Raw genomic sequence first — 20,848 nt, 5'->3', positions numbered from 1 at the left:
AACGCCCGCATCTTTCGATGCAGGCGTTTTTGTTTAACCCAGTGAAAAGAGAAAGAAGAATTACTCTTCAGTCACTTCCGCTGCTGGTGCAGGAGCTGCGCCAGATTCTTCCGCCAAGGCTTCTTTGATAGAAAGCTTGATGCGGCCGCGTTGGTCTACATCCAAACATTTCACTTTAACAACCTGGCCTTCTTTCAAATAGTCGCTCACGCTGTTTACGCGCTCGTCGGCGATTTGAGAGATATGAACCAAGCCGTCTTTGCCCGGCAGGAAGTTAACAAATGCGCCGAAGTCTACGATGCGCACTACAGTGCCTTCGTAAATTGCACCAATTTCTGCTTCGGCAACAATGCCTTGTACGCGATAAATTGCAGCGTTTAATGCGTCGGTATTGTCAGCGTAAATCTTCACGGTACCGTCATCATCGATATCGATAGAAGAACCGGTTTCTTCGGTGATTGCACGGATAGTCGCGCCGCCTTTACCGATGATGTCGCGGATCTTGTCCGGATGAATCTTGATAGTTTCAAAACGCGGTGCATTTTCGCTAACCACATCGCGTGATTTCGCAAGCACTTTGTTCATCTCGCCGAGAATGTGCAAACGTGCGGCCAGAGCTTGCTCCAGTGCGATTTCCATAATCTCTTCGGTGATGCCTTCGATTTTGATATCCATTTGCAGTGCAGTTACACCGCTGGTGGTACCGGCTACTTTAAAGTCCATATCGCCCAGGTGATCTTCGTCGCCGAGAATGTCGGTCAATACCGCAAAACCGTTGGCTTCTTTCACCAAGCCCATCGCGATACCAGCAACCGGGGCTTTCAGCGGAACACCAGCATCCATCAGTGCCAATGAAGAACCACACACAGAAGCCATAGAGCTTGAACCGTTAGATTCGGTAATTTCACTCACTACACGCAGGGTGTAAGGGAAATCTGACTCTGCAGGAAGAACGGCGGCAACACCGCGACGCGCCAAACGGCCGTGACCAATTTCGCGACGGCCAGTTGCCCCCATGCGACCACATTCGCCTACCGAGAAAGGTGGGAAGTTGTAGTGCAACAGGAAGGAATCTTTTTTGGTGCCTTCGAGGAAGTCGATGATTTGTGCATCGCGCGCGTTACCCAGGGTCGCCACAACCAATGCTTGTGTTTCACCGCGAGTGAACAGTGCAGAGCCGTGGGCTTTGCCCAGTACGCCCACTTCTACTTGAATTGGACGAACGGTTTTGTTGTCGCGACCATCGATACGTGGCTCGCCCGCTACGATACGTGAGCGCACCAAACGGTATTCCACCATGCCGAATTCAGCTTTGACCTCATCAGCAGAGAAGCCGGTCGCTTCGGTTGCCAACTCTTCAACAGCCTGGGAACGCAATTCGCCTAAACGGTCATAACGCTTGGCTTTGTCGGTAATGCGATAAGCCATGCCGATTGAATCGCCAAAGTTTTTCACCAATGCATCGGTCAGAGCGGTGTTTGGCGCTGGTGGCTGCCAATCCCAACGCGGCTTTCCTGCATCGCGCGCCAACTCTGCACACGCCTGCACAACAGCTTGTAACTCCTGGTGAGCATAGAGAACGGCACCGAGCATAATGTCTTCCGGCAATTCTTTTGCTTCGGATTCCACCATCAATACTGCGTCTTTGGTACCCGCTACTACCATGTCCAACTCAGAGGTTTCGAGTTGCTTGAAGCTTGGGTTGAGGATGTAACCTTCATCCTGGGTGTACCCCACACGCGCAGCACCAATCGGGCCATTAAACGGGATGCCGGAAATCGCCAGCGCTGCTGAAGTACCAATCATAGAAACGATATCGGGATCATATTGTTTGTCGGTGGATACAACCGTACAAACCACTTGCACTTCATTAAGGAAACCTTCGGGGAACAATGGACGGATTGGACGATCGATCAAACGCGAGGTCAGGGTTTCTTTTTCGGAGGGACGGCCTTCACGCTTCAAATATCCGCCAGGAATACGGCCAGCGGCATAACTTTTCTCTTGATAATGCACAGACAGTGGGAAGAAATCTTGGCCTGGTGATGCTTGTTTTGCACCTACAACGGTACAAAGTACAGACACTTCACCCATGGTTGCCAGTACTGCACCGGTCGCTTGACGTGCGATACGGCCAGTTTCGAGGGTTACGGTTTGGTTGCCGTATTGGAACTTTTTAATAATCGGATTCACTCTTTTATCCTTTGTTTTCACTAAAAATCAATTGCGTTAATTGTTACGCGTCTTAAGTTTGCTTTTTCATCATCACAATAAAAATAAAACAACCTGTGCATCCTGCAGCTGCGCCAATCACCTTCTCACCAGCGCGTCTCCATTTACTACTTTTCATCTCGGAACATCAGGTTACAAAATAAAAGTGCCCGCAGAGCGGGCACTGGACAAACTTAACGGCGCAGACCTAATTTTTGAATCAGGGCAACGTAACGAGAAGAGTCTTTACCTTTCAGGTAGTCCAACAATTTACGACGGGAGTTAACCATGCGGATCAAACCGCGACGTGAATGGTGGTCTGCCTTGTGGTCAGCGAAGTGGCCTTGCAGTTTGTTGATGTTTACAGTCAACAGAGCTACCTGGACTTCAGGTGAACCAGTGTCACCTTCTGCTTGTTGATACTCTTTAACGATTGCCGCTTTTTCTTGAGCACTCAGTGCCATGATGTTTTCCTCATTAATATGCGATTCAATTACAGCCCGCCCGTGCATATTTACAGGAGGGTTGTTGCGGTGATTATCCATTCCATAAAAAATGGATGTCATCCGCGGCTTTTTATCGATGGGCAATGCCGTATCGATAAATCCTTATCCAACCTAAACCTCGTTTGCCGAGCGGTTGGCCAAAATTCGTTTGGGGGCAACACCACCTTCACCGGTGATGCTACCCAACCCGAGAAACACGCGGGGTGATTGTTCGGTTTCTGCACAAAAGACGCGCACAATAGCACCTTGCTCGCCAAATCGGTAGACCTTGGAGACCATTACCGGATTCCCCAAGCGAAAGTAATAGGCACTATTTGCAGGAAGCTCAATCGCGGGAAGGCTGGCGACAGGCGCATCAGCACTGAGCAGGTGGCTATCCAAAACAGCAAAGCCCGCATCATCACCTTTGGCTTCTTGTTCCGCAGCGAAGCGCGCTTCCAATTCTTCCAAGGTGACGCATTGGGATTCAGTGAATAGCCCCGCTTGAGAGCGATGCAAGGTTTTCACATGGGCTCCGCACCCCAGAGCCTCACCCAAATCTACCGCAATCGAGCGAATGTAGGTGCCTTTGGTGCAAAGGATATCCAGCTCAACTTCAGCCGCCTCACCTGCACGAAATGCCAGAATGTCCATTTTGTGGATAGTGACCGGGCGAGGCGCGCGTTCCACTTCAACTCCCTGGCGCGCCATTTTATACAGCGGTTGGCCATTGAGTTTCAGCGCAGAATACATGGGAGGCACTTGTAAAATATCGCCGCGCAGGGGTTTTAGTGCAGCCTCTACTTGGGCAAGTGTAATACCTGCAGTGGACTTTTGTTCGATGATCTCACCATCAGCATCACAAGTATCAGTGGTGACACCCAAGCGAATACAGGTGCGATAGCCTTTATCGGCATCCAGCAAAAACTGCGAAAATTTGGTCGCTTCACCAAAACACAGAGGCAACACACCGGTTGCCAAGGGATCAAGCGCGCCGGTATGTCCGGCTTTTTCCACAAAAAACAATCGCTTGGCTCGCTGCAAGGCATGATTAGACGTCATACCAGCAGGTTTATGCAGCAACAACACGCCATCAACAGGACGGCCTTTTCTACGTGCCATCCGCTTACTCGCCCTTATCGTTTGATGATGGGGAAACGCCATCTGATGAAGGCTCATCATCATGCTGATGCAGGCTATCTTCTTTCATCGCGCGATCAATCAGGGATGACAAAACCTGTCCCTTGATTGACGTTTTGTCATAAATAAATTGCAACTTGGGCACAGTACGCATACTCAACTCTTTTGCGAGAAAGGTTCGTAAGAAGCCGCTCGCTTTGTTGAGGATAGCTGCCGCCTCTAGGCTTTCTTTTTCATCATCGCGACCAACAAAGGTCACATAGACCTTGGCAAAAGCCATATCACGAGTGACAGTCACCTCATTGATATTGACCATACCAATACGCGGATCGCGGATTTCAGCCGGAATCACTTGCGCCAACAAACGCTGGATTGCATCGGATACGCGGTCTGAACGGGTAAATTCTCTTGGCATTCGCCATTAACCTCAGTAGTAAAAATCCCCTCCGACCTCCCCTTTTTCAAAAAGGAGGAGTTAATTTCTCTCCTTTGAAAAAGGAGGGTTAGGGAGGATTTAAAAATAACAAAGCCCCACCCCCTCGCAGGGGTGGGGCGCAGGTACTGCCTCATGCATTAAAGCTGACGGGCAACCTCTTTCACTTCGTAAACTTCGATCTGATCACCGACTTTCACGTCGTAGTTCTTCACACCAATACCGCACTCGAAGCCATTGCGCACTTCAGCAACGTCATCTTTAAAGCGGCGCAGCGATTCCAATTCGCCGGTGAAAATCACTACATTGTCGCGCAATACACGGATTGGCTTATTGCGGTACACGGTACCCTCAACCACCATACATCCCGCCACTTGGCCAAATTTGGGCGAGTTGAATACTTCGCGTACGTTGGCAATACCAACAATGGTCTCCACACGCTCAGGATCAAGCATACCGCTCAGGGCAGCTTTCACTTCGTCTAGCAATTGGTAAATGATGCTGTAGTAGCGAATATCCACGCCTTCGGTCTCTGCCAAGCGACGGGTAGCACCATCTGCACGCACATTAAAGCCCACGATGATGGCACCTGAGGTAATCGCCAGGTTCACATCGTTTTCAGTGATTCCACCAATACCGGAAGAAATGACATTCACTTGTACTTCTTCGTTACCGATATCCGCCAACGATGCCTGGATAGCTTCGAGAGAACCACGTACGTCTGCTTTCACGACAACAGTCAGTGTCTTCTTCTGGCCAGCTTCCATGTTGGAGAACATATTCTCCAGCTTGGCAGCCTGGAAGCGCGCAAGTTTCTCTTTACGCTCTTTCTCGGCACGGAATGCAGCCACTTCACGCGCTTTGCGCTCGTCATCCAGCACCACGAAATCATCACCAGCGCTCGGCGGAGTATCCAGACCCAAAATTTCAACTGGAGTCGATGGACCAGCCTCTTTCACTTGTTCGCCACGCTCGTTCATCATGGCGCGAACACGCCCATAACTCTGACCTGCGAGCAACAAATCACCTTGCTTCAAAGTGCCTTGTTGTACCAACACTGTCGCAACAGTACCGCGGCCTTTATCGACGCGCGATTCAATCACCACACCTTTAGCGGCTGCATTAGTAACCGCCGTTAACTCCAATACTTCTGCTTGCAAGGAAATAGCTTCCAGCAGCTCGTCGATCCCTTGACCAGTATGGGCAGATACCTGAATAAATTGGGTATCGCCACCGTAGTTTTCCGGGATAACACCTTTAACAACCAATTCATTGGTTACACGATCAGGATCAGCCGATGGCTTATCGCACTTGTTGATCGCTACCACGATAGGCACATTTGCAGCGCGGGCGTGAAGGATTGCTTCTTCAGTTTGCGGCATCACACCGTCATCTGCGGCCACTACCAGAATAACCACGTCAGTCGCCTTGGCACCACGGGCACGCATTGCGGTAAACGCGGCGTGACCTGGAGTATCCAGGAAGGTGATTTCACCACGTGAAGTTGATACGCGATAAGCACCGATATGCTGGGTAATACCGCCCGCTTCACCTGCTGCCACTTTGGCTTCGCGGATGTAATCAAGCAGTGAGGTCTTACCATGGTCAACGTGACCCATTACGGTTACCACTGGCGCACGCGTCGTTAACTCACCTTCAGTCTCCAGCGATTTTTCCAATGCATGCTCAATATCGTTTTCACTAACAAGATTGGCTTTGTGGCCCAATTCTTCCACGATCAATACCGCAGTATCCTGATCGATAGACTCGTTCATAGAAGCCATCACGCCCATTTTCATCAGGCGTTTGATCAGCTCGTTTACTTTGATGGTAAGCCGTTGCGCCAACTCGGTAACAGGGATCATTTCCGGCACATCAACTTCATGCACGATTTGCGTTGTCGGCTTTTTGAAGGCGTGCTTGTTGGTCTTTTTATGATGCGCGCGAATGTGACTACGACGTGCTAATACATCACTGTCTTCACCGTCATCACCAACAAAATCCAGCAGATCAATTTTTGCTGCTTTTTTCGGGGTTGCTGCACCTTTCTTAACAGGCTTGCCTGCACCGCGCTTACCACCGCCCTCTTCATCGAAATCATCATCACGGTTATGGTGGTGTTTCTTGTGCCCATGACCATGACGCGTATCTTCTTTTTCTGCCGGTGGAGCAATTACCGCGACTGCCGGCTTAGCACCTTTGTTCGCACCACCTGCACCACGATTGTCTGGTTTGGTGTTTTTAGCGGGAGCCTGATTGGCAGGTTTATCAGCAGGCTTTTCCGTGCGCGCAGAATTACGACGATTATCATCAGCCTCACGCTTGGCTTCTTCACGTGCCTTTATCTCAGCAAGACGTGCAGCCTCTTCGGCCTGACGACGCTCAATTGCTGCGCGACGCTTCTCTTCAATACCATCAGTAAAGGAAATACGGTGTGAAGGTGCTTCTGTAGATGGCGTATCCACAGCTTCAGGCTCAGCGGCGACGGCTTCAGAAACCTCAACCTCGACAGGCTCTGGCACTGGCGCAGGCGCAACCTCAGCAACAACTGCTGGCTCAGGAGCCACTTCAATTTCCGGTTCAGACTCAACCACAACAGCGGATTCTGCCACTTCATCCTCGCGTTTGATGTAAGTGCGCTTTTTGCGCACTTCAACATTCACGGTTTTCTTTGCATTACCTGTACCGGTTTTGATGGTGGTAGTGGTTTTGCGCTGCAAAGTAATTTTTTTAGGTTCCAGAGCCGCTTCACCATGACTGCTCTTTAAAAAATTCAACAGGCGTTGCTTCTCATCATCAGAAACTTTTGCCTCGGCATTCTTGTGTTGCAAACCAGCTTCCTGCATCTGCTTGAGCAAACGCTCGACCGGTGCACCTATCGACTTGGCGAGTTCGTTAACGGTTACTTCTGCCATTGTTTTTCCTCAGGGATTGTTCGTTGCCTACTGGGTTTCGCTTGTGGCTCACACTCAGGCAAACCAGGGCTCGCGCGCTTTCATAATCAGTGCGGCGGCACGAGTCGCATCAACACCTTCAATATCCACCAATTCATCAATGGATTGCTCTGCCAAGTCTTCCATGGTGACAATTCCACGGCGCGCCAATTCAGCGGCCAGCACACCGTCCATGCCTTCCATACCTAACAAATCTTCCGCTGGCGCTACACCTTCAATTCGCTCTTCGGAAGCCAGTGCTTGCGTTAACAGCGCATCTTTTGCACGTGCACGCAATTCTTCCGCGATGTCTTCATCAAAACCATCAATTGCCAACATTTCTTCAAGTGGAACGTAAGCAACTTCTTCAAGCGTAGTGAAACCTTCTTCTACGAGAACACCTGCGATATCTTCATCGACATCCAGTGCGCTCATGAACATATTGATGTAACTGCCTGATTCCGCTTCTTGTTTCGCTTGCCAATCAGCAATGCTCATCACATTAATGTTCCAGCCAGTCAATTCACATGCAAGACGCACGTTTTGACCGCCGCGACCAATTGCCATCGCCAGATTTTCTTCATTCACCGCCAAGTCCATTGAATTGGCATCTTCATCAACCACAATGGATTCAATTTCAGCAGGAGACATTGCATTGATCACGAATTGCGCCGGGTTATCATCCCACAACACAATATCTACGCGCTCACCGCCCAATTCGTTCGATACCGCCTGAACACGCGAACCGCGCATTCCAACGCAAGCACCAACCGGATCAATGCGGCCGTCATTCGTTTTTACTGCAATTTTTGCACGTAACCCAGGGTCGCGCGCAGCGCCTTTGATTTCGATAACTTCTTCAGCAATTTCTGGCACTTCAATTTTGAACAGCTCCACCAACATCTGTGGATTGGAGCGGCTCAGCAATAATTGTGGGCCGCGCGCTTCAGTGCGCACTTCCAACAACAAAGCACGAATGCGGTCACCCATACGGAAAATTTCGCGACCAATTAATTGATCCCGTGGCAACACACCTTCTGCGTTATTACCCAAGTCAACAATAATGCTGTCACGGGTTACTTTTTTCACAGTACCACTGATCAAATCACCCATGCGGTCACGGTATTCATCAACCATTTGCGCACGTTCAGCTTCACGTACTTTTTGCACAATAACTTGCTTTGCAGTTTGCGCAGCGATACGACCAAATTCTGCGTTCTCAATTTTTTCGCGATAAATGTCGCCTACTTTTAATGAAGCATCTTTATCGCGTGCTTCATCTAAATACAGCTGGGTGCCCAGCTCGGCCATCACATCGTCAGCAACCAACTCCCAGCTGCGATAAGTTTCGTAATCGCCAGTAGCGCGATTAATGTTAACTTCTATCGTTGAGTCCTCATCGAAACGCTTTTTGGTAGCAGTAGCAAGTGCAGTTTCAATCGCCTGGAAAATTAATTCCTTATCAACGCCTTTTTCATTGGATACCGCATCAGCGACCAGCAAAATTTCTTTGTTCATTGGTTTGCCTCTGTTAACTCCTCAAGCTAGCGCAACAAATAAGTGCTCTAGATAATTACGTTTTCCATCTCACGTTTTACACATTCGTTTAAAAAACAAGCTGCCTTTAAACGCTTAGTCTTTGTCACTTAAATTGTGTGCGCGCATCAATTCTTCGTAGCGCGGCTCTACATTGGCTCTATCAATAACATCGATAGACACCTGTACTTCCTGATTATCCACTTGCAAAAACACATCGCCATTTTCAACTTTAGTGATAACGCCTTTAAAGCGGCGACGGCCATCACGTACAATACGCAAACGCACACTGATTGTTTCACCTACATAACGCGCGTAATGCGCTTCTGTATAAAGGGGACGATCCAGCCCTGGAGATGAAACCTCCAAGGTATATTCACCATCAATCGGATCTTCTACATCAAACACACTACTAACCTGACGACTGACACGCTCGCAATCATCAAGTGACACGCCGTTGGCTGCATCAATAAAAATTCGCACAGTGGTGTAACGCCCCTGTGTCAAATATTCCACCCCCCAAAGTTCACATCCCAGAGATGAGACAACAGGAGCGATAAGGTTTTCTAACAATTCTTGCTTGGAAGCCATGCTTTGGTCCGCATTCAGATCAAGCGCTGCAAAAAGCGGCAGCCCAGAAAACAAAAATGGGCACAAGGCCCATTCGAACGTTTACAGTTGTCATCGCGCAGGCCTGCACGATGGAGGGTTAATGCCGACAACCACCAACCCCGAAAACAACAAATACAAAAAAGCCCCATAAAGGGGCTTCTCGACTTGAGTTTGCCTCATGGAGAAGCAAACTCAATACTTCTTGGTTCTGGCGAGAGCCGGGAAATCCCTTTTTCTCTACCTGTTTCTTGTTTAAGAAAACAACAAGAAGCAAAGAATTTGGTTGCGGGGGCTGGATTTGAACCAACGACCTTCGGGTTATGAGCCCGACGAGCTACCAAGCTGCTCCACCCCGCGACTGAAACTCAAACTTGCCAACTGCTCAAGTGAGGCCGCGAATTATAGGGAGCGATATTGGTGCGGTCAAGGAAAATAGCCATTAAAGTCGGATATTTCTCAGGCTGGCAGTTTAATTGATCGATACGAGCAAAAAGCCAACACTGCAACAATCACCACACCATAAAACAGCAAAGTGACCATTAGATGAACCTTACACTGTTTTATTCAGGAAGCTCCCAATACCGGTATCAGAACCCAGCACACCAATTTCAATCAAGCGTCTATTCAAGTCGATATTGCGACGGGCACCTTCATTAAAAAACTCTGCCCGCGCTTGCCGCTGATCCAGTAGGCGCTGCTCTGTTTCGAACCGCTCCTGATCCGCCTGCAAACGAGCCTCTTCCTCTTCGATACGCTGTTTCTCGCGCTCACGCTCGTCACGAGCACGCACCTCAGCATCGCTCGCCTCACGGGAAGTGGCTTGCTGCGTGGCACTATCGCTCTGACCGCTCTGACCACTTTCGCGCAGCTCATCGCTACCGGCAATTTCTTCGCGGCGCTGCTCCGCCTCTGCTGACTTCAACTCGGCCAATTCAGTACGCGCCTGCAGCTCCATTTGCGCCGCCAACGCTGCCACACGACCATCTTGCGAAGATGGCTCGGCGGGCGCATTCGCCGCACGACGCAATTGCTGAGCCTTGCGCAAGGTAGCTTCGGGGTCACCGGGGATGGGGCTGGTATCAATCTGAACCTCGCCACCGACAGCGTAGCTGACACCATCCGGACCGCGCACAAACGAATAAGTTGGACTACTGCCATACTGGCCAGCAACAGCAGCATGGGCTTGCTCATGCGCCCTCACCTCACGATCACGCGCAGCGAGCACTTCGATTTGGTCACGCTCCGCCTGCTGGCGCTCTTGCTCCGCTCTATTTTTTGCTGCAGCTTCGCGAGCCGCCGGGTCATCACCGTTATTACGAGCACCGCGCTCGACACGGTCACGCTCCACATCATCATTAGGGCGCTCATCAGGAAAGCGGCGATTAAGTGCGCGCCCTGATTCCGCGAGCTGCTCGGCCGGGCGAAAAGTAGATGACTTCAGATCAGTGGTTTCCTGACTAACAGGTGCACGACCCACAGGCGCAAAAGGCGCAACAGTGTTGGCGTAGTTAGACTGGATATTATTGATCACTCAACTCACCTCCCGATTAGGCCTGATGTATCAGGCCCGCACATCCAACAAGGTACCGATGGCTTCATCGGCGGCTTTAACTACCTTGGCTGAACTGTCAAATAACTGGCTTTGCACTTTGATATTGATCAGCGGCTCAGCAACATCGTTCGCTTGCGGGTTATCGCGCTGGGTAGTACCTGCCTGAGCAATTTGCTGGGCAGATTGCAGCATGGATGACTGGCTTTTTTGCATGCCAATCAAACCTTGATTAACGACAGAACCTACGTCCATCAGCATACCCTCTCGGTTAGTAGTACGTGGATTGGGGGCGCGGGAAAAACCTATCAGAAAGACTTCCCCACTGTTATTAACAGTTTACGCCGCAATGCGCTTAAAAAACAGGCGAATTTGCCATGCAAAATAGGGATTTTAAGACGAGTTAGCTTTAAAAAGTGCAGTGATATAACCGGGGACTATTCCAGCTGATCAACCAACCCAAGTGCCTGTTGGTGATGGGATATATAACTGGCCTGCTCGAATACGCTCTGCGCCGTTAACTGCAAACTGCTGCGCACCGGCAACCCTGCAGCTTGAAGCGCGCGACCACTCCAGGTGTTGCAATTACTAAACACACTGTAATGGCCGCTCGCTCGATAAAAATGCCCCGCATCTTCAACATAGGCCTGCAGGGGAATAGGCTGCCCGGACTCATCCAGCGCAAACGACTCATCCAGATAACGAAGCAAGTTGCGCATACCTTTGTCACTGATTGCGATAGCCACACGCGTCTCTTCCGGAATGGATGCGAAAGGCGATTGCATGTAAGTAATCACCTGCAACGCTGAATGGCTGGAGGCGATTAAGGCTTTGGTTGCTGCACCGACCGATTTACTTTTCCCAGTGAAATAATTGCCATCGCCCCAACCGATGCGGATATAACGCTGCCCCAACGCCTCTGCTTTTAAGTGCTTACTGTAAAGCGCAGCGGTATTTGCATCGATCAAAATACTGGTGTGCCATTCGCGATAAACAAAATGAATAATGTGTTCCGTATTGGCGACAGGTATTTTTTGCTTTGCAGGTACAGATGTGCAACTTGCTATTAAAAACAGCAAGGCAGACAACACGCTTAATCGCAACGCGCGCGCAATACATGCAATAGCAAAAACAGGCATCATGATGAAAATAATTGAGAGAGCGATTCAGGTATAAATTCGGCAGCCACCGCTTCGGGTTTCGCATCGGCCAACCAGGGAATGACACCTAAACAGGGGGCGGGAATGCGCGTAGCCAAACTCTGGATATTTTCATGCAACACCGGCATATCGGCATCAATACAATTGGCGACCCAACCAGCTAACAACAAACCATCGTTACGAATGGCCTCCACAGTGAGCAGCGCGTGATTGATGCCCCCCAATCGCACACCGACAACCAAAATAACCGGAACGCGCAATAACTTGGCCACATCAGCCAGCGTCTCTTGCGGGTTTAACGGTACGCGCCAGCCACCCGCACCTTCTATTAGCGTGAAATCGGCCTGCCCCAAACTGCCGCGACAAAAACCCGCTAACCGATCTGCCGATAAAATGCGCTTTTCTTGCTGTGCTGCGATATGCGGAGCTATGGCGGCTTGCAGCGCGATAGGATTAATTTGCTCATAGGCTAGTGGCACCGTCATCACCGACTGCAACAACAAGGCATCATCATTGCGTAAACCCGCGTCGGTTTTTTCGCAACCCGCCGCAACCGGTTTTAATGCAGCGGTACTAAGCCCATTGTTTTTTGCAGCGACCAACAAACCGGCAGCGATGAGTGTTTTGCCAACGTTAGTGTCAGTTCCCGTGATGAAAAATGTTTTTTTAGCCATAAACTCTGTGCGCCGTTAAATGTTGTGTGCCGTTAAATAAATAACATCGTAAGTCGCGGGCAATCCTTGCGGGGTGCGGAAAGCCTCGTAAGCATTTTTGAACGCGAGTAAGCGCGCACGCCCGGTAAGTCCCTCGGGCTTTCCTGTGTTGATATTGTGCGCCCCCAGGGATTTTAATTCACGCGTAAAATCGTTGAGCTGGGCATAATAAAGTGTGCGATTTTCCTGTTGCAGTTTGTCAGTAACCAGTCGCGCTTGCTCTACTGCTGCGACAATATTTTCACACGACTGGAAACGATTTACATGAACGTAATTATCCACCTTTTGCCACGCCATTTTTAATTCATGCAATGTATCCGGCCCGAGCGTTGCTATGCACAATTGCCCGCCCGGTTTAAGCACGCGCGCAAGCTCACAAAACAACTGTGGCAAATTATTGCACCACTGAATGGCGAGGCTGGAAAAAATAACGTCCACACTGTTATCCGCCAGCGGTAAATATTCTGCATCGGCACAAAGCCACTGCGCATCCACATGCTGTGTAGATGCGTAGCGCAACATACCTTCCGCAATATCCAACCCGATCACTTGCGCATGCGGATAACGATACACTATGTGCTGCGTAAAAAATCCGGTACCCGACCCAAGATCCAATACCACAGACTGTTCAGGCAACGCAGGAGGTAATCGCTCCAACAAAACCGCACCAATATCGCGTTGCAGTTGTGCAACCGAATCATAGGTTTGTGCTGCACGGCTAAACGATTGGGCAACCTTTTTTTTATCAAGATCGCCACTAGCTGCATGTTGCTGTAAAAATTTTCCGATGCAATCTACCACCTGTTGCGGTTGACTCCAGTGCACTGCATGGGCGGTATTGTCCAGCACAACAATATCCTGTTGCGGATTTATGTCTTTTATTGCGGCGGCGGCTGCGATCGGAACCAAGGCATCCTTTTCAGCAAACAGATGCAAACAAGGTTGGCGTAATTGCGCCAAAATTTCACGATTATCCAACACCGATAATAACTGTAATGCTTGCAACCAAGCAGGTGAAATGACACCCGTCTCCATGCGACGCAATTGTTTCAGCAAGACTCGTTCATTTGCATCGCCTTGCGCCAGCAAGCCACCAAATAATTTCAACGTAGCTTGCGGGTCTTGCTCAAAACTTTGGTTGAATTGGCGATTGATCGCGCGCGGCATCGCTGTTGGATAATCAATTGATGCAACAAATTTTGCATTCGCCGCCAAGGTAATCACGGCATCGATGCGCTCGGGAAAACGCGCGGCCAATTGCACCGCAAGCATGCCGCCGAGCGACCAACCCATAACCACTGATTTTTCAGGCAATTGCGCTGCAAGCGCGTCAAGCACCACATCAAGAGAAAATTCAGGCAATGCAGCAGCTGAGCCAAAACCCGGTAGATCAATTACTGTGACTGCAGCAATAGATCGCAAGGGCTCCAACACCGGCTGCCAGGTGCGGCTGTCGCAACCCCAACCGTGGATAAGCACCAGATTAATCATGCGCAACCTCGCGCCCCACCGCATCGATAACATCGGCTAACACTGCCAACAATTGATCGACCTGCTCGATGGCGTGTTGCGCTGAAAAAGTAATACGCAAACGCGAACTGCCAACTGGCACCGTTGGTGGGCGAATCGCAACAATTAAAATGCCGCGCTCAGCCAGCTTCTGTGAAATCAACAATGCTTTGGCTTCATCGCCAATCACAATCGGTTGGATGGGCGAAAATGAATCCATTAATTGCAAACCCAGCGCCGCCGCTCCTTTACGAAAATGCGCAATCAGTTGTGCAAGGTGTTCACGTCGCCAGTGTTCATGCTGGATGATGCGCAAACTCGCACGTGTTGCTGCAGCAACTGCCGGAGGCATCGCGGTGGTATAAATGTAGGGCCGCGCAAATTGAATGAGCGTTTCAATTAAAATTTCGCTGCCCGCGATAAAAGCACCAAAACTGCCTGCAGCTTTACCGAGTGTGCCCATCAAAATAGGCAGTTGCTCTTGCGTCAAACCGAAATGCTCTGCACTGCCCGCACCGGTTTTTCCTAGGCAGCCAAAACCATGCGCATCATCCACCATGAGCCAGGCGTTATTTTTTTGCGCCAGCGCAGCAAGCTCCGGCAAGGGCGCGCAATCGCCATCCATACTGAACACACCGTCCACGACAATCAATTTTCTCGCCGCGTCAGTTTTATCCAACCGGTTTTGCAAATTATCCACATCATTGTGCAAAAAACGCTGGAAGCGCGCGCCGCTTAACAAGCCTGCATCTAACAAACTGGCGTGATTCAAACGGTCTTCAAATATTGCATCGCCCTGTCCAACCAATGCAGTAATTGCGCCCACATTAGCCATATAGCCAGTGGAAAATAATAAAGCGCGCTCGCGGCCGGTAAATGCGGCCAGCTCTTCCTCTAGTGCATGATGTTCACTGGAATGCCCCGCAACCAAATGCGATGCCCCACTGCCTACACCGAATGTTTGCGCCGATGCTTGCAATGCGGAAATGACATCGGGGTGATTCGCCAAGCCTAAATAATCGTTACTGCAAAACGCGAGATAAGGTTTACCGTCAACGATGACCTGAGGCGTTTGTGGTGACTGCAACAATTTGCGTGCGCGGTACAAATGCGCTGAACGACGTTCAGCAAGGGCAGGAGCGAGTGTTTGATCTATGTTCACAGAAGTAACCACAAGAAAATTATCGGCGCGAAATAATCGCTGCGATAAACAAAAAATTAGGGATTCAACACCAGCACACCAAAAGCGTCCGGCACATGGAAATTAGCGATGCGGGTATGCGTAGGAAAAGCAGCGAGATATTGCCGCGGATTATTGCCCTCCAAACGATAAAGCCCAATCGGCAATTGCGCTCCCGTGACTAACGCTCGTGTAATGTCGGGAGCGCGGATTACCATTTCAATCACTACCGTTTTATGTAATGTATTTTGCGTTGCTGCAACACTCACACTGGATGACCAGGAAGACTCATGTGATTTGCGACGGCGATCTACCCACAGATCCATGAAATGCCCAAAAGGTCCGACTTCTATTTCGGCATATTCGTAAGGGTTAGCAGAGTCAGGCGCGATAAAAATTTCTACACAATCTTCGTCATACAACTTGTTGCGTTCCTGCTCAACCGGAAAATCAAGATCGGTATTGCGCAGCGCAGCATTTTCCAATTCCCACAATAAATAAAGCGCGTCTTGCGACCAGAGTGCGCGCACTTGTGTTGGGGTTGCTGTGGCACGGCCTTGCCAATCAGTATTGAATTTCAGGGGTGTTGCGGCTGCCCAAACAGAATCAATTTCACCATCGACTACCAGTGACTGCTTGAGTTGCGCAGCATTGAGCCGGGCATTTTCATCGCGCACAGGGTTCGCGATAGTTTCATGTGTGGTGGATTGTTTAACGGATAATGAGTTATCGACTTGAGCGCAGCCTGTTGCAAAAAAGATAAACGCCAGCGCGATAAAAAATCGCACTGGCGTTAACCCTTGCACAGCAAACAACCAATACATTATGGCGGTGTGTTATTTGGAGGCGTTGTAAAACAGGGAGTCCATTGCAGCTTCTTGCAGCTTGTTCACAATCGCTGCTTCCTGTTCGCTTTCATCTTCATGCACTTCATAAGCTTCAGGCTTGATACCGAGCTTGTTGAATAACTGCATGTCTTTGTTGGCTTCAGGGTTGGGCGTGGTCAGTAATTTTTCGCCGTAGAAAATAGAGTTGGCACCGGCAAGAAATGCCATAGCCTGGGTTTGCTCATTCATTTGCTCGCGCCCGGCCGATAAACGCACGTGGGATTTAGGCATTAAAATACGCGCTACGGCGATGGTGCGGATAAATTCAAATGGATCGAGATCGGCTTCGCTTTCCAGCGGCGTGCCGCCTACTTTAACCAGCATATTGATCGGCACCGATTCAGGATGCTCGGACATGTTCGCCAATTGCTGCAATAAACCGGCGCGGTCAGATTCTTCTTCGCCCATCCCGACAATTCCGCCACAGCAGACTTTCATGCCTGCTTTGCGCACATTGGCAAGCGTTTCCAATCGGTCTTGATAGGTGCGCGTGGTGATGATTTCACCGTAGTACTCAGGTGATGTATCCAGATTGTGGTTGTAGTAATCCAAGCCAGCGCTGGCCAATTCTTGCGCCTGATTTTCATCGAGCATGCCGAGCGTCATACAGGTTTCGAGCCCCAGCGCTTTTACGCCTTTAACCATAGTGGTGACGTAAGGCATATCACGATTTTTAGGTGAGCGCCAGGCCGCACCCATGCAAAAACGGGTAGCACCCGAGGCTTTTGCCGCTTTGGCTTCCTCGATGACCTTTTCCACCGCCATCAGTTTTTCGCGCTCAAGTCCGGTGTCGTAACGGGCAGACTGTGGACAGTAGGCACAATCTTCCGGGCAGGCTCCGGTTTTAATAGAACAGAGCGTACTGACTTGCACCTCATTGGGATTGAAGTAGGCGCGATGCACTGATTGCGCCTGAAACATCAGGTCGCTGAATGGCATAGCAAACAAATCGAGGATTTCGGCGCGAGTCCAATCGTGACGGATAGTAGGGGCAAAGCTGGCGTTCATAAAAAGTCCATATAGACGAAAACAGATGGCCTCATCTTAACCGAGCAAACGTCGCTGTCAACCAAAAAGCCTCTCGCAGGTTTACTGCGGAACGCTTCAGGCCGATTTCGCCGCTTTGACAAGCAGTGCCCGGTTATTGAAAATGCCCTTCAAAGGACTCGCACCGCTTTATTGATAAGGATTTTTATGCCTCACCCGATCAATCCGCTTGCTTTGCTATCTTCGCCTTTCGCTCTTGCTACCACACTGGCCAACCGGCTGCTGCCTGCACCCTGCTTGTTGTGCGGTTTGGCTAATGCAAGACACCCGCTGCTATGCCCTGAGTGCGCCCATGCCCTGCCATACCAATCTCACCAGCCTTATTTGTGTGGATGCTGTGCCCTGTCGATGGCTAGCGATGCACCCTTATGCGGTAAATGCTTGCGCTACCCACCCGCATTCACACGCTCCTGCATTCCGTTTACCTACGATTACCCCTTTGATTTTTTAATCCAGCAGTTCAAATACCGTCGCCAGTTAAGCAGCGGAAAAGTGTTAGCAAGGCTATTGGCTGAGCACTGCAAGCATGAGCGCCCGGATTTTCTGGTACCGGTTCCCATGCATTGGCGCAAGCGCTGGCAACGCGGCTTTAACCAAAGCGAGCTACTCGCTTATTGGTCTGGCAAACAACTGGGGATTCCGGTTTTAGCGGCTGCAACCCAGACTCGCCATCACCATTCGCAAAAAGGCCTGGGCCGCAAAGAGCGACTGCGCAACCAAAAGCAGGCTTTTGGGATTAACCCCGCAGCGATTGCCCGACTGAAAAACAAGCATGTGGCGCTGGTAGATGATGTGGTAACGACTACCGCCACCGCACGCGCGCTGAGTGAACTCTTGCTCAAAGCCGGTGCCAGACAAGTGGATATTTGGGCACTGGCGCGAACGCCTGATCGCTAAACCCGGCAGCGGGTGGCAGCACTACAAATCTTTCTACCTCTGCCACAAAATAGTCGCTACTATCCTTTTGCAGCGCCTATCCTTTCACAGCGCCTGCCTTGTAATCCCGCATTTATCTTGATGGTTTTATTACTTGACGACTCAACTACTGCAAGGATCTTCATGAGATTTTTCTACCGCCCCCTGACCTTCGCGTTCACGCTGATGGCCAGCTTGGGTGTCGCGGCACAAACCGACACCCCCAACACAGCAACTAACACAACACCCAACACGGCCCCCTCCTCGGCCGCACAACAACTCTATGCTTCTGCCCAGCAGGATTTGTTGCAATTGCGCGTATTGCTCAAAAACGGCAATAGCCAATCGTCGGTTGGCTCGGGGTTTTTGATTGGCAATTCCAATCTGGTTGTGACCAATTTTCACGTGGTATCGCAAATCGCGCTGGAACCCGAAACCTATTTTGGCGAATACAAAGACACCAGCGGCAAAAGCGGTTCCATCGAATTACTGGCCGTAGATGTACTGCACGATCTGGCCATTGTGCGCATTGCCCGCAACGGCAGCGGATTCTTTAAGGTGCCCCATGCTTCGGCAAATACCGAACAACCAGCACTGGTAAAGCTGCATCAGGGGCAACACCTGTACTCATTAGGCAACCCACTCGATTTGGGCTTTACCATTTCCGAGGGAACCTATAACGGTATCAGCACGCGCGGCTTTTCCGACCAATTGATGTTTACCGGTGCGGTGAATTCCGGCATGAGCGGCGGCCCCAACGTGACCGCAGACGGACAAGTTGCCGGAGTCAATGTGGCGCACCGGCGCGATGGAGAACTGGTGAGTTTTTTGGTGCCGGTGCGTTATGTGCAGGCGCTACTCTCCCGTGTCACCAGCGATATGGCTCCACCGGAGGATTTCAAACCGATCATTGGTGAGCAATTGTTGGAGCATCAAACCGTCATGGTCGATAAATTGCTGGAAGAGCCTTTTAGCATCAAATCCCTCGGACCTTACCGCGTGCCGGTGCGGGAATCCGATCAGGTGCGCTGCTGGGGTAATACCGACAGCTCAGCCAAAAAGGCGTACACCATCGCCAGCATCAACTGCTCTATGGAGTCGGCGATTTACGTCTCCAACGAGATGCAAACCAGCCACATCAGCATGCATCACAAGTACGCGCACAACAAAAAGCTCAACGTCATGCAGTTCTCGCAGCTCGCGACCAATATGTTTGATGGGCAGGTGTACAGCACCGCCAAGAGCGAGACCATCACACCGGCGTCTTGCACTGAGGATTTCATCAGACACAACAATATCTCGCTACGCGCGCTGGTCTGTGCCGAGGCTTATCACAAGTTCAATGGCCTTTACGATTTCACCCTGATCACCGCCAGCACCGATGACAGCCAAACCAGCTTGCAAAGCATGATCAACATACAAGGCGTTGCTTACGACAACGGGATGAAATTGATTTCGCTGTTTTTGCAGGGCATAGACCGGGCTGAAGCGGATAAAACAGACGAGCCAACAATCACCCCGGCAAGCACTCCAACAAGTGCTCCGGCAAACGGGGAGGTAGCGCCATGAACCAGCCCGTTTTTATCGAACAACTGACGCCGGATGGCGAGGTATTGCACCGCACCAAAGTAACCCACTTGCCTGCACGGATCGGGCGCGCCTATGACAACGAGGTTATCCTTGATGACCCGCACACCGCCGCGCACCACGCGCAGGTAGAGTTGAACCAGTTGGATGAGCTGATTATTTCAGACCTAGGTAGCTACAACGGTCTCGCGCTGGGTAAAAACCGCGAGCGGTTCTTTGTGGTCGATGGCGAGCATATTTATCGCCTCGGACACACTCATTTGCGTATCCGCACAGCCGATTATCCGGTCGCGGCTGAAGTGACCGACTCAACCAACCATCACTGGGAAGGCTGGCTGCCTGCATTGACCGGCCTGCTCCTGTTGTTGATGACAGGGCTTCTGAGCACATGGCTCGCTGATCTGAACCAAGGCACGCTGAGTAAATACTTGCTGGAGCTAGTCAGTGTGTTCGGGTTTGCAATTGGCTGGAGCGGGGTCTGGGCCTTGTTCAGCCGCCTGTTCAATGGCCATGCGCGTTTTGGCCGTCACTTGTTTATCGTCAGTGCCGGCTTGGCGTTTCTGGAGTTATGGGAGCATGGAAGCGGCCTGCTCGCCTATGCAATGAGCTGGGAATCACTGCAAACGTTTAGCGCCCATCCGATGATTTTCATCTGCGCCGTCGTGCTTTATTTCCACTTCATCACCGCAGGCAACAAGCAGCCAAAACGGCTGCAACTTGTTTTGGCCGCAATCGCCATTCTCGGCTCTGCCATCGCCATGACCAAAGAGTACCAAGCCAGCAACCATCTGGCGGGAGAACTTTATATGAGCAATATTTATCCACCTGCAGTGCGCATTAGCCGCGATCACAGTTTGGATGAATTCATGAATGATATGGAGGCACTGAAAGAAAAGGTTGATAACGCACGAAAAACGGATCCAAAAGAATAGCCCTCCGGCACTGATATTG

The 20,848-nt window shown here is 50.5% G+C and carries 18 protein-coding genes and 1 tRNA gene; 3 read left to right on the top strand and 16 right to left on the bottom strand.

Annotated features, from left to right (window positions below; translation table 11 throughout):
* Positions 1 to 60 precede the first annotated feature (60 nt).
* From pnp to bioB, 16 genes are all read right to left on the bottom strand, one after another.
* A complete protein-coding gene (pnp, locus tag VC28_RS17790) occupies positions 61 to 2,193 on the bottom strand; it encodes a polyribonucleotide nucleotidyltransferase (RefSeq protein ID WP_049631820.1) in 2,133 nt (710 codons plus the stop codon).
* 212 nt (positions 2,194 to 2,405) lie between these two features.
* Positions 2,406 to 2,675: a 30S ribosomal protein S15 gene (rpsO, locus tag VC28_RS17785; protein WP_049632519.1), complete on the bottom strand. Its 270-nt coding sequence runs from the start codon at positions 2,673 to 2,675 to the stop codon at positions 2,406 to 2,408.
* Positions 2,676 to 2,828: 153 nt separating this feature from the next.
* Positions 2,829 to 3,818, bottom strand: a complete 990-nt coding sequence (gene truB / locus VC28_RS17780) for a tRNA pseudouridine(55) synthase TruB (RefSeq protein ID WP_049631819.1) — start codon at positions 3,816 to 3,818, stop codon at positions 2,829 to 2,831.
* Between the two features lie 4 nt (positions 3,819 to 3,822).
* Positions 3,823 to 4,251: a 30S ribosome-binding factor RbfA gene (gene rbfA, locus VC28_RS17775; protein ID WP_049631818.1), complete on the bottom strand. Its 429-nt coding sequence runs from the start codon at positions 4,249 to 4,251 to the stop codon at positions 3,823 to 3,825.
* Positions 4,252 to 4,409: 158 nt separating this feature from the next.
* Positions 4,410 to 7,184, bottom strand: a complete 2,775-nt coding sequence (gene infB / locus VC28_RS17770) for a translation initiation factor IF-2 (RefSeq protein WP_049631817.1) — start codon at positions 7,182 to 7,184, stop codon at positions 4,410 to 4,412.
* A 54-nt stretch (positions 7,185 to 7,238) separates the two neighbouring features.
* Positions 7,239 to 8,720, bottom strand: coding sequence for a transcription termination factor NusA (nusA, locus tag VC28_RS17765; RefSeq protein WP_049631816.1), 1,482 nt, complete (start codon positions 8,718 to 8,720; stop codon positions 7,239 to 7,241).
* A gap of 114 nt (positions 8,721 to 8,834) precedes the next feature.
* Positions 8,835 to 9,329, bottom strand: a complete 495-nt coding sequence (gene rimP, locus VC28_RS17760) for a ribosome maturation factor RimP (protein ID WP_049632518.1) — start codon at positions 9,327 to 9,329, stop codon at positions 8,835 to 8,837.
* Positions 9,330 to 9,630: 301 nt separating this feature from the next.
* Positions 9,631 to 9,707: transfer RNA gene (locus tag VC28_RS17755), tRNA-Met, on the bottom strand.
* Between the two features lie 193 nt (positions 9,708 to 9,900).
* A complete protein-coding gene (locus VC28_RS17750) occupies positions 9,901 to 10,881 on the bottom strand; it encodes a putative metalloprotease CJM1_0395 family protein (protein ID WP_049631815.1) in 981 nt (326 codons plus the stop codon).
* Positions 10,882 to 10,911: 30 nt separating this feature from the next.
* The gene (locus tag VC28_RS17745) at positions 10,912 to 11,160 is read right to left on the bottom strand and encodes a hypothetical protein (RefSeq protein WP_231591843.1); all 249 of its coding nucleotides are present in this window, start codon (positions 11,158 to 11,160) and stop codon (positions 10,912 to 10,914) included.
* Positions 11,161 to 11,336: 176 nt separating this feature from the next.
* Positions 11,337 to 12,041, bottom strand: coding sequence for a DUF2459 domain-containing protein (locus VC28_RS17740; RefSeq protein WP_231591834.1), 705 nt, complete (start codon positions 12,039 to 12,041; stop codon positions 11,337 to 11,339).
* Positions 12,038 to 12,733, bottom strand: coding sequence for a dethiobiotin synthase (bioD, locus tag VC28_RS17735; RefSeq protein ID WP_049631814.1), 696 nt, complete (start codon positions 12,731 to 12,733; stop codon positions 12,038 to 12,040). The genes VC28_RS17740 and bioD overlap by 4 nt, the downstream gene beginning before the upstream one ends.
* 15 nt (positions 12,734 to 12,748) lie before the next feature.
* Positions 12,749 to 14,263, bottom strand: coding sequence for a malonyl-ACP O-methyltransferase BioC (gene bioC, locus VC28_RS17730; RefSeq protein ID WP_049631813.1), 1,515 nt, complete (start codon positions 14,261 to 14,263; stop codon positions 12,749 to 12,751).
* Positions 14,256 to 15,443 carry an 8-amino-7-oxononanoate synthase gene (gene bioF, locus VC28_RS17725; protein WP_369799050.1) on the bottom strand — a complete coding sequence of 396 codons (1,188 nt, stop codon included), beginning with the start codon at positions 15,441 to 15,443 and terminating at the stop codon, positions 14,256 to 14,258. The genes bioC and bioF overlap by 8 nt, the downstream gene beginning before the upstream one ends.
* Before the next feature lie 56 nt (positions 15,444 to 15,499).
* Positions 15,500 to 16,249, bottom strand: a complete 750-nt coding sequence (locus tag VC28_RS17720; protein ID WP_197085561.1) for a carbohydrate-binding family 9-like protein — start codon at positions 16,247 to 16,249, stop codon at positions 15,500 to 15,502.
* 48 nt (positions 16,250 to 16,297) lie between these two features.
* A complete protein-coding gene (bioB, locus tag VC28_RS17715) occupies positions 16,298 to 17,356 on the bottom strand; it encodes a biotin synthase BioB (RefSeq protein WP_049631811.1) in 1,059 nt (352 codons plus the stop codon).
* A gap of 186 nt (positions 17,357 to 17,542) precedes the next feature.
* Here bioB and VC28_RS17710 point away from each other — a divergent pair, with 186 nt between their 5' ends.
* The 3 genes from VC28_RS17710 (at position 17,543) to VC28_RS17700 (ending at position 20,829) form a co-directional block, all read left to right on the top strand.
* Entirely contained in the window at positions 17,543 to 18,292 is a 750-nt protein-coding gene (locus VC28_RS17710) for a ComF family protein (RefSeq protein WP_231591833.1), read from the top strand.
* Between the two features lie 162 nt (positions 18,293 to 18,454).
* Positions 18,455 to 19,879, top strand: coding sequence for a S1 family peptidase (locus VC28_RS17705; RefSeq protein WP_231591832.1), 1,425 nt, complete (start codon positions 18,455 to 18,457; stop codon positions 19,877 to 19,879).
* A complete protein-coding gene (locus VC28_RS17700) occupies positions 19,876 to 20,829 on the top strand; it encodes an FHA domain-containing protein (RefSeq protein WP_156184356.1) in 954 nt (317 codons plus the stop codon). Before VC28_RS17705 ends, VC28_RS17700 begins: the two co-directional genes overlap by 4 nt.
* Positions 20,830 to 20,848: the final 19 nt, after the last annotated feature.

The sequence above is a fragment of the Cellvibrio sp. pealriver genome, from assembly GCF_001183545.1.
In the GTDB taxonomy this organism is placed as follows: domain Bacteria; phylum Pseudomonadota; class Gammaproteobacteria; order Pseudomonadales; family Cellvibrionaceae; genus Cellvibrio.
The sequence above is the reverse complement of the archived record's forward strand: the minus strand, read 5'-3'. Positions and strand labels throughout refer to the sequence as shown.